This window comes from Sphingomonas sp. So64.6b, assembly GCF_014171475.1.
GTDB classification, from domain to species: Bacteria; Pseudomonadota; Alphaproteobacteria; order Sphingomonadales; family Sphingomonadaceae; genus Sphingomonas; species Sphingomonas alpina_A.
The window spans coordinates 223,974-236,985 of sequence record NZ_CP048817.1; the positions used below are offsets into that span (position 1 = coordinate 223,974).

The window sequence follows — 13,012 nt, forward strand, 5'->3', positions numbered from 1 at the left end:
GGCATAGCGGTGGGTCAGGGTTGAGGCAATCGACAAGGCATGCACCGCTTGCCGCGCTTTCCTATCGAGCGGTGCGTCTATTTGAACTGGGCGATCCGCTCCACCGCGCGAACCTGATCGTCCGCGCAGGAATCGATCATCACCCAGTCAGGCCCATCTTTTTTGCTCCAGCGCGTACGGCAGACCGCAAAGGCGCGATCGAGCGCAGGACCGCCATAGGCCTTTTTAAGCAATGCGAACGCGCGATGGCCGATCGCCTGATCGGTGAGGCATTCTTCCGCGGTCGTCGGCAGACGCTCGATCCCTGGTATACTCGTGTGGATTTCCACGTCGCACAGGCGGCGAGACTGTTTGACATCGAAGTCGCTGCCCGCACGCGTTGCTTCGGCCAACGGCGTGCTGTCCTCGTTGAAACATACCCGGGCCATCTGCCAGTCGATCGCCTCGGCCTTGCGCCATTTCTCGATGCACCCCTCCTGCATCGTCTTGCTGCCGGGGCCGAGATGCTGCGCCAGCAGCGCGAATTCGCGATACCCTAGCCATTGTCCTTCGAGACAGCTGAGCTGCGCATCGAGATCATCGGCATCGTCGCCCTGCGCGCATTGCCGGGCGACGATGGCCGTATCGAACGGGACGGTGTTGCGGATCACCGGAAGATCCGCCGCCAGCAGTGTTAGTGCGAGAAAAAGCATGGGCATGTCCCCGAAACCCCGCCTGCGATCGGCGCGTGGTTTGACGGCGTATGCGGACAGGCTTTTGAGTTGCGTCCGCGATCGTCGCAAGACCCGTTCATCAGCGCGCTAACCGCAGTTGGAGGCGGTCGCTCATGCCACCCGGTTGGCCAACAGATCGTCGACCACCGCCGGATCGGCCAGCGTGCTGGTATCGCCGAGCGACGAAACATCGCCCTCGGCGATCTTGCGCAGGATGCGGCGCATGATCTTGCCCGACCTGGTCTTGGGCAGGCCCGGCGCGAACTGCAGCTTGTCGGGTGCGGCGATCGGGCCGATTTCGCTGCGCACCCATTTTATCAGCGTGCCGCGCAATTCGTCCGACGCCGTCTCGCCCGAATTGAGCGTGACATAGGCATAGATGCCCTGGCCCTTGATATCGTGCGGCATGCCGACCACGGCGGCCTCGGCGACCTGCGGGTGAAGCACCAGCGCGGATTCGACTTCGGCGGTGCCCATGCGGTGGCCCGACACGTTGATCACATCATCGACCCGGCCGGTGATCCACCAATAACCGTCTTCGTCACGCCGTGCGCCGTCGCCGGTGAAATATTTGCCCGGATAGGTGGTGAAATAGGTCTGGAAGAAGCGCGCATGATCGCCCCACACAGTGCGCATCTGGCCCGGCCAGCTCCTGGCGATGACGAGATTGCCCTCGGTCGCACCGTTCAGCACCTCGCCTTCGGCATCGACCAGTTGCGGATCGACCCCCGGCATCGGCCGCGTCGCGCTGCCTGGCTTCAGGTCGGTCGCGCCGGGCATCGGCGCGATCATCGCAGCTCCGGTCTCGGTCTGCCACCAGGTGTCGATGATCGGGCAGCGGCCTTCGCCGACCACTTCATGATACCAGCGCCACGCCTCGGGATTGATCGGTTCGCCGACCGTGCCGAGCAATTTCAGTGAGGAGCGGTTGGTCTTCGTGACAAAGTCGTCGCCATCCTTCATCAGCGCGCGGAGCGCGGTCGGCGCGGTGAAGATGGTGTGGACCTTATGCCGGTCGACCACTTGCCAGATGCGGCTCGCATCGGGCCAGTTGGGCAGGCCTTCGTACATCAGGGTCGTCGCGCCATTGGCGAGCGGGCCGTAGAGGATATAGCTGTGCCCGGTGACCCAGCCGATATCAGCTGCGCACCACCACACATCGCCGGGCCGGTAATCGAAGGCGAGCTCATGCGTCAGGCTTGCCCAGAGCAGATAGCCGCCGCTGCTGTGCAGCACACCCTTGGGCTGGCCAGTCGATCCGCTGGTGTAGAGGATGAACAACGGGTCTTCCGCGCCCATCGGCTCTGGCGGGCAGGTCGTCGGCTGATCCGCCGCTGCCTCATGATACCAGATGTCGCGACCGTCGCGCATCGTCACATCGCCGCCTGTCGCCCTGACCACGATCACCGTCTTCAGCGCCGGCGCGCGTTCCGCAGCGGCGTCGACATTGGCCTTGAGCGGGACCTTCTTGCCGCCGCGGCGCCCCTCATCGGCGGTGACGACGATGTTCGAATCGCAATCGGTGACCCGCCCCGCCAGCGCCTCGGGTGAGAAGCCGCCGAACACCACCGAATGGATCGCGCCGATCCGCGCGCAAGCGAGGATCGCAAACGCCGCTTCGGGGATCATCGGCATATAAATGGTGACGCGGTCGCCCTTCTTCGCACCTTGCGCCTTCAGCACATTGGCGAAGCGGCACACCTCGGCATGAAGCTGGCGATAGGTGAATTGGCGCGGCTGTTCGCTTGGCTCGTCCGGTTCCCAGATCAACGCGACCTGCTCGCCGCGCCTGGCGAGATGTCGGTCGAGGCAGTTCGCGGCAACATTGAGCCGCCCGTCGGCGAACCACTGGATGTGGAAATCTTTTTCCGCGAACGACCAGTCGCCAGCGATCTCGGGCCGCTTGATCCAGTCGAGACGGCGCGCTTGTTCGAGCCAGAAGCTGCCCGGATCGGCCAGCGAGCGGCCGTAAAGCTGCTCATATCCCGCCGCATCGAACCGCGCGCGCTTCGCCCATTCTGGGGGCACGGGGTAGAGATCCTGATCGGCCATGTAACGCTCTCCTGCCGTCCCATTTGCCGGGGGGAGACAGGCGAATGCAAGGCCCAGCTTGCCATAAATTAGGTTTCAATATAAAACCTTATTCATATAGACGGGAGTGGATCGATGGCGGGCACGGTTTTGGTGACGGGCGGCAGCGGTTACATCGCCGGCTATCTTATTCGGCAGCTGGTCCGCGAAGGCTGGACCGTTCACACGACGATCCGCTCGCTCGGGCGAGAAGCGGAAGTACGCGAAACACTCGGCATTGCGGGACCGGAGCTGCAATTCTTCGCCGCCGACCTGATGAACGACGCGGGTTGGGCCGACGCGGTCGCCGGTTGCACCCATGTCGCGCATGTCGCGTCACCTTTTCCCCCCGGCGCGATCAAGCATGAGGACGATCTTATCGTTCCGGCGCGCGAGGGCGCGTTGAGGGCGCTGCGTTTCGCCCGGGAAGCCGGCGTCCAGCGCTTCGTTCAGACCTCGTCAGTCGCGGCAATCGCTTATGGCCGCGATGATCTGGACCGGCCCTTTACCGAGGCGGACTGGAGCGACATGACCTCACCAAACGTTGCCGCCTATCCCAAGTCGAAGACGATTGCCGAACGCGCCGCGCGCGACTGGATGACGGCGAACGGCGGCGCGATGGAATATTGCTCGATCAATCCGGCGGCTGTGCTGGGTCCGGTCCTGAGCGCCGATTATTCGGCTTCGATCGAGTTCGTCAAACGCGCGATCGACGGGTCGGTCCCGGGTTTCCCGCGACTTGGCTTCGCTGTCGTCGATGTCCGCGACCTCGCCGATCTTCATGTCCGCGCACTGACCGTGCCGGGTCTCGCCAATGAACGCTTCATCGCGGCCGGTCGGTTTTTGATGATGAACGAAGTGGGCCAGATCCTGCGCGATCGGCTCGGGCCCGACGCGAGGAAGGTGCCGAAGCGCAACATCCCCGATTTCGCCGTCAGGCTGATCGCGTTGTTCGATGGTAGCCTGCGCCAGGTGCTTGGCGAATTGGGCCGGGTCCGTGCCGTCGATTCCAGCCATGCGCTCGAGGTATTTGGCTGGCAGACGCGTCCGATCGAGGACTCGATTGTGGATACCGCGCGGAGTTTGATCGATCGGGGGATTGTGAAAATCTGATCAGGCCGCACTTTCCGCGACGAAGCGGTCGCGCCACGCGCGCGACTGATCGTCGGCTTGCTGCTTGAGCTGCGTGATATGGGCCGGCCGCTGTTGCGTCTCCACCCCCAAAAACGGAAGCAATGCCGCGATCTCGCCGCGTGCTACGTCCTCGTAGAACAGGCGCAACGGGTCGATCGCGTGGCGCACGAAGAACGTCTCCCATAGTTGGCGATTTTCCTCGATCACGGACAGGGCGCCGGCGATCGCGGTGCGGCTGTAGGTCAGTCGCGGCGGCGGGAGCGTCCGATAAGATGACCAGATGTTCGTTTCCATCGCACGTACCAGCGATATGGCCTGCATGACGATATCGCGTCGGTCGAGGAATATGAGCTTGAGCGGGCCGGTCATCGCCTCGATCGGTTCCAGCCCCCCTCCACCGATGCGGGTATATCGCCTGATATCACGGCGAAGGCCAGCGAACTGGGGCCACATCAGCTTGCAGCCGAACACGCCGTTGCGCGTGGAGCAGAACCGGAAAAAATCGTAGAAATAGGCGATATGGCTGGCATGGCCGTGATGGCCGGACCATGTCGCCCCGTCGTCCAGCAGGCCATATTCCTGCGGATAGCCGACCGATCCAAGCGTCGCCAGCATCTCACACAGCAGAAAGCTGCCCGTGCGGGGTAGCGCCGCGATGATATAACCCCGGTCGATGCCGTACAATGTTTCAAATCCAGCTGGTGAGAGCGAAGCGCCGGTCGGCAAAGCACGGCGTGGACAACGATACCGGCAAAATCTCATGGAGTGTGTTCGATGGGAAAATCGTCGCGACATTATGACGCGGCGCGATCGTCTGCACCGGACCGAAGCGCTGCCGCGCCGCGTCCTGAAAGCCGTGCAGGGTGAGTTCCCCACCGGCAAAGCGACAGGGGAAGCGATGCAGGTAGACGACGACCGTGAAGGATCGGTGCGCGACGGGGGCGGCGCCGTCATCACGATGCGGGCCGAACCAGTCGCCGTCGCCGCTCGCGGCGAGCTCGGATTCTTCGACGGGCGCCGTCAGTATCCGGTCGCCGAAGCGCGCGCGAAGTGCATCGCCGTGTCTCAAGGCGATCGTCGCCATCAGGTCGCGATGCATTTCATGCTGTGCCAGCGTCCGCGCACTGCGATGTCGTCCGGCATGCAATTCCAGGTGCGACGACAATGTCAGCGCATCGCCGAACATCGCCTCGCTGGCGATCGCGAAAGTAAGCAACGCCGCTGCGTCGGCTTTGGGTAGCGCATCGGACAGGACCAGCGCCGGGAGTGCTGGCATCGCCTCGGGCATGGCGCGCGCGGGATAGGCCGATTTGCGGGCGTCGCTCACCAGTAAAGGATCCAGCGGCCGGCAATGCGCAATCCGTGCCCCTGCAACGTTATCCGACGATCATCGCCATGGATGGTGCCAGGCGACGATATCCGGTGCAGCCACAGCCCGCGATGAATCAATAACTGGCCGACGGAATAGGGATGATACGCAAGGATCCGGCGACGTGCCATGTCGTCGAGCGTCGCGACGCGACCCGCCTTGAATGCCCGGTCGAAATCCTCGACCGTGACGTCCCACAGGTCGAGCCCGCTGCCCTCCGTCGGCAGTTCGAGTGCCAGCGTGAACGATATCGGATCGTCCTCGACCGGTCCCGGCGGGAAGCGCAAACGTTCGTACTGGATATCGAAATGCCGCCCGCTTTTTCCGGCGCCGAGAATGCCGCGGCCCAGGAAGATGTGAAACCCGGGAATGGCGAGCCTATCGGCCAGCACCACCTCGCCCTGCAATTCGGCGGCCAGCCGGTCGAGCAGGGAGGCGTAGAGATCACCGAACATCGCAATCAATTCACCGTTGGCGGCGTCGATCTTGCCATAATAGGTGCTTTGTGGATCGGCATCCGGTGGGCACGCATCGAGATAACTGGCACGCCCGAGCGTGAAGAATGTCGCGTCGCCGCGCGGGCTGCGGTCGATCCAATTGTCCCGATTGCCGACCACACGCTCGACCACTGAGCGACAGCCATTCGTATCCAGCAGGCCCGTGGCGGCGATCATCACCGCGCCTTCATCAATATGGCGATCAGCGCGGCGGTGATGCTGCCGTCCAGACGATTGTCGTAGGAATTATAGCCAGGCATCGGGTTGGCCTCGAGCAACCAGAACTGCCCGTCCCGGTCGATCTTGAAGTCCCACCCCGAAAAGATCAGCCCCATGTCGTGCGCGGCGCGCGTCATGCGTGCGACCAATGCGTCCGGCAATTTGATCGGGGCATAGTTCGCATCGCCGTCGATGCGGTAATCGGTCGCCTCGCTGTCGATGCGCAGCGCGAGCACGGTATCGCCAACGACATGGGCGCGCACGTCCGCGCCCTCCACCCGTCGCTGCAGATGGATCGGCCCGCTTTCCGGCTGGAAGGCAGTGAAATCGTCCGGCGTCACGCTCCAGCAATCGGCGCGGGCGCCGGAAACAGTTTTCACGATCGACGGCGCGCGCGCAAAGGCCGATAGCGCCTCGCCGTCCGAACTGGTCAGCGATGCGGGCACGAGGAAACCGCTGCGCGCCAGCAGCGCCTCATGCAGCGGCTTTGACCCGTTATCCTGGACATGACCCGGCCGGTTGACGACAATCGCCTCGCCAATGCTTTCCAGCCACGCACACAATGCCTGTACCATCGACTGCCAGGACATGCCGTTACGCTGCGACGCGATGACTGACGACAGGTCGATCGGGCGAACATAGTATCGGCCGCCGGCGGACAATCGCCGCTCCTTCTCGCCATCGCGCCAGATCGCGTCATGGCCAGGCAGCGGGAACATCCAGTCCGCCAGCGCCAGGTCGTGCAGGTCGACCAGTTCCACCTCGGTGCCGCTCGCTTCGCATCGTGCCACGAAATGCCGGATGGTCGGATCCGTGCCCAGGCCGATCGCGGTGATCATTGCGTCAGGTGCGAAATGGCGGCGGATGCGAACGCATCCCAGGCGAAACCGATGTCTTCACGGTGCGGCCAGGGTGTTATTCGCGCCAGATACGGGTCGTGCAGATCCTCCGACAGCGCCCATATGATCAGCGCCATGTCAAGCCCGAGCCGCTCGGCCAGCATCACGCTATCCAGTGCGAGATCATGGCCGGCAACCTGCTGTCCGCTGCGGCACCATGCGTCCCGGCCGAGCACCAGCACGAATTCATATTGTTCGCCCGGCCTTACATATCGCCCGCGTTGCGGCCCCGGATAGGCGGCACGCTGATCGTGGCTCAACGGTTCCAGGGAATCGGGCGATTTGAAATACCAACCGGTGTCGCTTTGCGGCCATGTCGCGCCCTGCATGAACAACTCCATGCGATCGGTGCGCAGCCCGCCGCGTAGTTCGTTCACCGATGCCGACAGACTGCAGCCGCCGCCAAAGCCCATTGGCCCCGGGCGTCCCAGCACCGGCGCGGTGCTCAACGCGCCGATTGCCCATAACGCGGCCAACGCCTCGCCCTGCAGGAATCGTGCGTCGGCGCTTCGCGTACCGGACACGCGCGGCGCGCGGATGATCATCGGTATTCGCGGCGTCACGATGGCATCGCCATCCTGCACCATGACCGTGAACCGCTGTGCCGCGGCCGTCGCATCGAGGCAGACCGGGATCCGACCGGCCGCGGCGATCGGACCCGCCAGCGCATTTGCAAAGCTGTCACCCGGTTCGCTCACGATCAGCACGATATTGTCGGTGGCGTCGTGGCCGGAGGCCTCGAGAGCGCCCCCGGGGTCAGAACATCTGGACACTCTTGATGAACCCCCGCACGCCATTGGCGTGCTGTTGCGCAACCTGATTCATCAGCGACCAGTTCAACCGTTCGACTTCGCCAAAGCGGCTGAACGGGTCCGAAGCCTCGCTTCCCGCCATCTTGCCCCCATCGGAGCTTTCCTTGCCGGCTTCCTTGGAATCCTTGGATTCCTTACCCTCCTTGCTTTCCTTCGAGTCTTTGGATTCCTTGCCTTCCTTGCTTTCCTTGCCCTTGGGGAATTTGGGCGGCTGCCAGGGAGAGTAAACCGTCTCGTCGGCGACCTCGATGCCGCCAAGGCTGACCGAGATGCCATCCATGCCGCCATTCTTGCCGTCGAGCTTGACCTCTTCCGGATTGCGGATTCCGTTTGCGACAGCGTCGTTAACGGCGCTGTCGAATGCGCGAATTCGGGTGCCCGCAAGTTGCGCGAGCAGGTCGTGGCGATGCGTTGCGCCGATGAACGGAGCGGGGTCGGACTTGTCGTTGGGCATTGTCTCGCTCCTTATTTCACGAGTAGAAGTTTAAGCAGCGAACCAATATTGATTCCGTCGATCACGAGTCCATCGACGTCGCAGTTTTTCAATTGCACAGCACGAAGAGAGCAATTTTCCATAACAGCGCCATCGAATTCGCATGCACTAAAATGCGTGCTTTCGAAGTTACTGCGGTGAAATGCGGAATTGAAAAAATTGGATGCTCCAAAAATGGAGTGTCCAACTGTCATGTTGCTGAAGGTAGAACTCGTCGCGTCTTGTGCAACGCAGATCATATTAGGGGATAATAAAGGTTTTTGCTCAGCGGCACTTTTTGTCATTCAAGCCTCCACTACCCCTGCGAACAGAGGCGATTGTTTGGCGCGGCCCGAATCATCAGGTCTACAATAATGTGACCCGTTTCATGTACAATGACACAAGTGGACTACAGGAGTCTAGGTTATTGGGATGATAGATGGTGTCGGTACGGGTAACCAATTTGAACCATACTGGATCAAATCATGCGAACGATGGATGTATATGAGACGAGCCGCGGTTATGGCGCGCCGGATTTCGCCTTATACGATGCGGTACGGCACTGTTCCGCGCAGATCGGGATCGACCGCGATACTTCGGTCGGCGGGTGGGAAGGCGCGCTGATCGCAATTGTCGCGCGGACACAAGCGACAGGATATACCGATTGGCGTTGCGGCCGAGTGCCGGTCCAATGCATCGGCATAGACAAAGTCTGCGGCATGTTCAGCTTCGCATCCGAGCGTGACGGCGTAGCGACGCGGGGTGCGCATGAAACTGCCTGATGGCTTCACCAATCCCTTGGCCATCGACACATATTGCACCCCGTCGGGCGTCGCCGCGTGCTGGACCACGATGCGATCGGGGATCGCCGCGGCCTCATGCACGATCCATAATGGGCAGGCGCCGCCAAAGCGCGCGAATTGAAACCGTGTCGCGGAGTGGCGCTTGGTGATGTTGCCGGCCATATCGACGCGGCAGAAATAGAAGGGGATGCCTTCCTCGCCGGGCCGCTGCAGCGTCGAGAGCCGGTGGCAACATTGCTCGAAGCTCACCCCGAAACTTCGGCACAGCCGATCGATATCGTGCCGTGCTGCCCGCGCGGCGGCGCGGAACGTTGCATAAGGCATCATCAGCGCGCCGGCGGCATAATTGGCCAGGCCGATACGCAACAGATTGCGCGCAGCATCGCTGGTCAGCGGTGCACCCGCCACGATCGCCTCGATCGCGCCGTCGAATTCGATCGCGGCAAGCTGATGCGCGATGAGGAAGCGGCGGCTTTCCGGCGGCAGCGCGCCACCAAGAGTCAGTGTGCCGGATGCCCGGTCAAACGATCTGAGCGGAGCAGGGTCGTCGCTGGCCGTCTCGATCGCGATCCCGTGACGTGCCAGCCCCGCAACAAAAGCCGGCTCACCAAGGCCGAGCGTTTCAGTCAGGGTCTCTGCTGCCCGGTCGAGCGGATCGACATAATTGCCCGCATGGTGAAACCAGTCGCGCACCGATTCCCACGGCATGCGTCCTCCGGTGTCCGGCGATCCCGCGCCGGAAGAGATCGTTTCCTCGACCATCTGCAGCCGTTCCTCCGCCGCACGCACCGCGCCGTGCAGCGCGATGATCCGGTCGGCGATCTCCGGCCGCTCCTCGGCGAGCCGGGCGATCGTCTCGGGCGGCGGAGCAGGGGGGAGCAATGGATCGGCGAGCGCCTCGGCAAGCGACGCGATGCGCATCGCCGGTGCGCTGTCCTCGATCGCCGCGAGCGCGTTGGGGTGATTGCGCCGCAACGCCGCGGTCACCGCCGGGGTCAGCGGCCGGATGCCGCTTTCGAGTTGCGACAGATAACTGACCGACAACCCGAGCCGCGCCGCCATCGCCGCCTGGTTGAGGCCGGCCGACTGGCGCAGGGCGCGGAGCTGTTCTCCGGCGAAGAGGCGGGTGGGGCGGGGCATCTCGACTTTCTCCACTCGCTGCAAGGGAGGGGGGGGGGTGGGTGCGCGCGTCTGCGCGCTCGAAAGGCCTTGTCTCACCAAGTGCCGAAGCATCGAAACGGGCATCGAGCCCGCTCCGACGCTAACCCACCCCTTACCCCTCCCTTGCAGGGAGGGGTGAAGAAGTAAGTATCTTCGGGTGTTACTTCACAATACAACCCTTCACAACTTCGCAAATTCACATTTGCAAAACCGGCGACTCCTTGAAAGAGAGGCGGTCCGCACTTCCGGAGAGCCGCATGTCGTCGACGATCGCCGAACTCGAACGCAAGCGCCAGGCGGCACGCATGGGCGGCGGCGAAAAGCGCATCGCGGCGCAACACGCCAAAGGCAAGCTGACCGCGCGCGAACGCCTCGATGTCCTGCTCGATGAAGGATCGTTCGAGGAACTCGACATGTATGTCGAACATAACTGCGTCGATTTCGGCATGCAGGACCAGATCATTCCCGGCGATGGCGTGGTTACGGGATCGGGCACGATCAACGGCCGGCTGGTCTTCGTGTTCAGTCAGGATTTCACCGTGTTCGGCGGCAGCCTCAGCGAACGCCATGCGCAGAAAATCTGCAAGGTGATGGATACCGCGCTAAAGGTCGGCGCCCCTGTGATCGGCCTCAACGATTCGGGTGGCGCGCGTATTCAGGAAGGCGTCGCCTCGCTTGGCGGTTATGCCGAGGTGTTCCAGCGCAACGTGCTCGCTTCGGGCGTCGTGCCGCAGATTTCGCTGATCATGGGGCCGTGCGCGGGCGGCGCAGTCTATTCCCCGGCCATGACCGACTTCATCTTCATGGTGAAGGACAGCTCCTACATGTTCGTCACCGGCCCCGATGTGGTGAAGACCGTCACCAACGAGATCGTCACGCAGGAGGAACTCGGCGGGGCGGTGACGCACACCACCAAGTCGGGCGTGGCCGATGTGGCGTTCGAGAATGATATCGAGGCACTGCTCGCGGCGCGCGACTTTGTCGATTTCCTGCCCGCATCGAACCGCGAAACCTCACCCGAGCGCCCGAGCTCGGACCCATGGGACCGGATCGAGGACAGTCTCGACACGCTGATCCCGGCTAGCGCCAATCAGCCCTATGATATGCATGAACTGATCCGGAAGACGGTCGACGAAGGCGATTTCTTCGAGGTCCAGCCGACCCATGCCGCCAATATCATCATTGGCTTTGGCCGGATCGAAGGGCGTACGGTCGGCTTCGTCGCCAATCAGCCGATGGTCCTGGCCGGCTGCCTCGACATCAATTCGTCGAAGAAGGCGGCCCGCTTCGTGCGCTTTTGCGACGCGTTCGACATTCCGATCGTGACATTCGTCGATGTGCCCGGCTTCCTGCCCGGCACCAGCCAGGAACTGAACGGCATCATTAAACATGGTGCGAAACTGCTCTTCGCCTATGCCGAGGCGACCGTGCCCAAGATCACCGTGATCACACGCAAGGCCTATGGCGGCGCGTATGACGTGATGGCCTCCAAGCATCTGCGCGGCGATCTCAACTATGCCTGGCCGACCGCGGAAATCGCGGTGATGGGCGCAAAAGGTGCGGTCGAGATCATCTTTCGCGGTAAGACGCCGGAAGAGATCGCCGAGCGCACCGCGCAATATGAGGCGCGCTTCGCCAACCCGTTCGTCGCCGCGTCGAAGGGTTTCATCGACGAGGTGATCCAGCCGCACTCGACCCGGCGGCGTGTCGCGCTAGGGTTGCGCAAGCTCCGCGGCAAGTCGCTCGAAAATCCGTGGAAGAAACACGACAACATTCCCCTGTGATATTCAGCGAGGCAAACATCATGCTCCCCATCATCCTTTTAGCGCTGCAAGCCGCCACGCCAGCGGCACCGGTTGCCGCTCCGCCCGCACCGGCTCCGGCACCCGTTGCGGCTCCAGCGCCTTGGGCGATACGCGAGCGTGCCGACGCGGCGAGCGGCGTCGCGACCACCTCGGCTTCCGCGATCGCGCGTGACGGATCGTCGCGGCTGACCGTGAAATGCGATCGTGCGGCCGAATCGATCGTCTCGGTTCAGTTCATCGCCAAACAACCGTTGCAGACCGCGTCGGATACCGGCGAGTTTGCCGATAAGCAGGTCTCGATGCGTTTCAACGGCGGCCCTGCGATCACCGACAATTGGCAGTTCCGCGCCACCGCGGCCTATATCGCCAGCTCGACGCCGGTCACCGCGCTGACCGTCCAGCTCGCCAAGGCAAAGGCGATCACGGTGGAGACGACCACCGCCGGCAATTTCGCTTTCTCCGCGACCTTCGATGGTCCGGCGACCAGCGCCCCGATCGTCCAGGTACTGACCGCCTGCGGTTACAAGCTCGGCGAAGTCCCGCCACCGCCGCCTGCGGAAAAGCCGAAGAAGTGAAGTTCGCCAAATGAAACTTGGGCGTCTCAATCATGTCGGCGTCGCTACGCCATCGATCACGGCGTCGATCGAGACCTATCGCACGCTGCTCGGCGCGAGCGCGATCGGCGAGCCGTTCGATTTGCCTGCGCAAGGCGTGAAAGTGTGTTTCATCGACGCGCCCAATACGCAGATTGAGTTGATCGAGCCCTATGACGACAGTTCGCCGATCGCCGGTTTCCTTCGCAAGAACCCGGCGGGTGGGCAGCATCATGTGTGTTTCGAAGTGCCCGACATTCATGAGGCGGTCGCGGACCTGAAAGCGAAGGGTGCAACGGTGCTCGGCGAACCGCGCATCGGCGCACACGGCACGCCGATCGTCTTCGTCCATCCGAAGGATTTCGGCGGGATGCTGGTCGAACTGATGGAAACGCCACCCGGCGATCATTGAGACGGAGAGATACGTGCCTGAATTCGAAACGATCCTGGCCGAACGGCGCGGCG

The 13,012-nt window shown here is 62.8% G+C and carries 14 protein-coding genes; 4 read left to right on the plus strand and 10 right to left on the minus strand.

Annotation, left to right across the window (positions count from 1 at the left end):
• Positions 1-77 precede the first annotated feature (77 nt).
• Positions 78-692: a hypothetical protein gene (locus G4G27_RS01055; RefSeq protein ID WP_183111339.1), complete on the minus strand. Its 615-nt coding sequence runs from the start codon at positions 690-692 to the stop codon at positions 78-80.
• Between the two features lie 132 nt (positions 693-824).
• Positions 825-2,765, minus strand: coding sequence for an acetate--CoA ligase (gene acs / locus G4G27_RS01060; RefSeq protein ID WP_183111341.1), 1,941 nt, complete (start codon positions 2,763-2,765; stop codon positions 825-827).
• A 114-nt stretch (positions 2,766-2,879) separates the two neighbouring features.
• Here acs and G4G27_RS01065 point away from each other — a divergent pair, with 114 nt between their 5' ends.
• Positions 2,880-3,896: an NAD-dependent epimerase/dehydratase family protein gene (locus G4G27_RS01065; protein ID WP_183111343.1), complete on the plus strand. Its 1,017-nt coding sequence runs from the start codon at positions 2,880-2,882 to the stop codon at positions 3,894-3,896.
• On the opposite strand, the gene G4G27_RS01070 is transcribed toward G4G27_RS01065, so the two are convergent.
• From G4G27_RS01070 to G4G27_RS01105, 8 genes are all read right to left on the minus strand, one after another.
• Entirely contained in the window at positions 3,897-4,601 is a 705-nt protein-coding gene (locus tag G4G27_RS01070) for a Stf0 family sulfotransferase (protein ID WP_183111345.1), read from the minus strand.
• A 4-nt stretch (positions 4,602-4,605) separates the two neighbouring features.
• Positions 4,606-5,244 carry a 2OG-Fe(II) oxygenase gene (locus G4G27_RS01075; RefSeq protein ID WP_183111347.1) on the minus strand — a complete coding sequence of 213 codons (639 nt, stop codon included), beginning with the start codon at positions 5,242-5,244 and terminating at the stop codon, positions 4,606-4,608.
• Positions 5,241-5,960 (minus strand): hypothetical protein, encoded by a 720-nt coding sequence (locus tag G4G27_RS01080; RefSeq protein WP_183111349.1) that lies wholly within the window; start codon positions 5,958-5,960, stop codon positions 5,241-5,243. The genes G4G27_RS01075 and G4G27_RS01080 overlap by 4 nt, the downstream gene beginning before the upstream one ends.
• Positions 5,960-6,841: a hypothetical protein gene (locus G4G27_RS01085; RefSeq protein ID WP_183111351.1), complete on the minus strand. Its 882-nt coding sequence runs from the start codon at positions 6,839-6,841 to the stop codon at positions 5,960-5,962. Before G4G27_RS01085 ends, G4G27_RS01080 begins: the two co-directional genes overlap by 1 nt.
• Complete coding sequence (locus G4G27_RS01090; protein ID WP_183111353.1) at positions 6,838-7,608, minus strand: hypothetical protein; 771 nt, start codon at positions 7,606-7,608, stop codon at positions 6,838-6,840. The genes G4G27_RS01085 and G4G27_RS01090 overlap by 4 nt, the downstream gene beginning before the upstream one ends.
• A 49-nt stretch (positions 7,609-7,657) precedes the next feature.
• Entirely contained in the window at positions 7,658-8,167 is a 510-nt protein-coding gene (locus tag G4G27_RS01095) for a hypothetical protein (protein WP_183111355.1), read from the minus strand.
• Positions 8,168-8,178: 11 nt separating this feature from the next.
• The gene (locus G4G27_RS01100; RefSeq protein ID WP_183111356.1) at positions 8,179-8,490 is read right to left on the minus strand and encodes a pentapeptide repeat-containing protein; all 312 of its coding nucleotides are present in this window, start codon (positions 8,488-8,490) and stop codon (positions 8,179-8,181) included.
• Between the two features lie 237 nt (positions 8,491-8,727).
• Positions 8,728-10,128, minus strand: coding sequence for a helix-turn-helix transcriptional regulator (locus G4G27_RS01105; protein ID WP_183111358.1), 1,401 nt, complete (start codon positions 10,126-10,128; stop codon positions 8,728-8,730).
• A gap of 278 nt (positions 10,129-10,406) precedes the next feature.
• On the opposite strand from G4G27_RS01105, the gene G4G27_RS01110 reads away from it, so the two are divergent.
• The 3 genes from G4G27_RS01110 to mce are packed head-to-tail and all read left to right on the plus strand — an operon-like array spanning position 10,407 to position 12,959.
• The gene (locus G4G27_RS01110; protein ID WP_183111360.1) at positions 10,407-11,933 is read left to right on the plus strand and encodes an acyl-CoA carboxylase subunit beta; all 1,527 of its coding nucleotides are present in this window, start codon (positions 10,407-10,409) and stop codon (positions 11,931-11,933) included.
• Between the two features lie 20 nt (positions 11,934-11,953).
• Positions 11,954-12,529 carry a hypothetical protein gene (locus G4G27_RS01115; protein ID WP_183111362.1) on the plus strand — a complete coding sequence of 192 codons (576 nt, stop codon included), beginning with the start codon at positions 11,954-11,956 and terminating at the stop codon, positions 12,527-12,529.
• A gap of 10 nt (positions 12,530-12,539) precedes the next feature.
• The gene (mce, locus tag G4G27_RS01120) at positions 12,540-12,959 is read left to right on the plus strand and encodes a methylmalonyl-CoA epimerase (RefSeq protein WP_183111363.1); all 420 of its coding nucleotides are present in this window, start codon (positions 12,540-12,542) and stop codon (positions 12,957-12,959) included.
• Positions 12,960-13,012: the final 53 nt, after the last annotated feature.

Bases quoted from the DNA above. Each gene is read 5' to 3' on its own strand.
- G4G27_RS01055 (WP_183111339.1), bottom strand. From the start codon at position 692: ATGCTTTTTCTCGCACTAACACTGCTGGCGGCGGATCTTCCGGTGATC.
- acs (WP_183111341.1), bottom strand. From the start codon at position 2,765: ATGGCCGATCAGGATCTCTACCCCGTGCCCCCAGAATGGGCGAAGCGC.
- G4G27_RS01065 (WP_183111343.1), top strand. From the start codon at position 2,880: ATGGCGGGCACGGTTTTGGTGACGGGCGGCAGCGGTTACATCGCCGGC.
- G4G27_RS01080 (WP_183111349.1), bottom strand. From the start codon at position 5,960: ATGATCGCCGCCACGGGCCTGCTGGATACGAATGGCTGTCGCTCAGTG.
- G4G27_RS01085 (WP_183111351.1), bottom strand. From the start codon at position 6,841: ATGATCACCGCGATCGGCCTGGGCACGGATCCGACCATCCGGCATTTC.
- G4G27_RS01095 (WP_183111355.1), bottom strand. From the start codon at position 8,167: ATGCCCAACGACAAGTCCGACCCCGCTCCGTTCATCGGCGCAACGCAT.
- G4G27_RS01100 (WP_183111356.1), bottom strand. From the start codon at position 8,490: ATGACAAAAAGTGCCGCTGAGCAAAAACCTTTATTATCCCCTAATATG.
- G4G27_RS01105 (WP_183111358.1), bottom strand. From the start codon at position 10,128: ATGCCCCGCCCCACCCGCCTCTTCGCCGGAGAACAGCTCCGCGCCCTG.
- G4G27_RS01110 (WP_183111360.1), top strand. From the start codon at position 10,407: ATGTCGTCGACGATCGCCGAACTCGAACGCAAGCGCCAGGCGGCACGC.
- G4G27_RS01115 (WP_183111362.1), top strand. From the start codon at position 11,954: ATGCTCCCCATCATCCTTTTAGCGCTGCAAGCCGCCACGCCAGCGGCA.
- mce (WP_183111363.1), top strand. From the start codon at position 12,540: ATGAAACTTGGGCGTCTCAATCATGTCGGCGTCGCTACGCCATCGATC.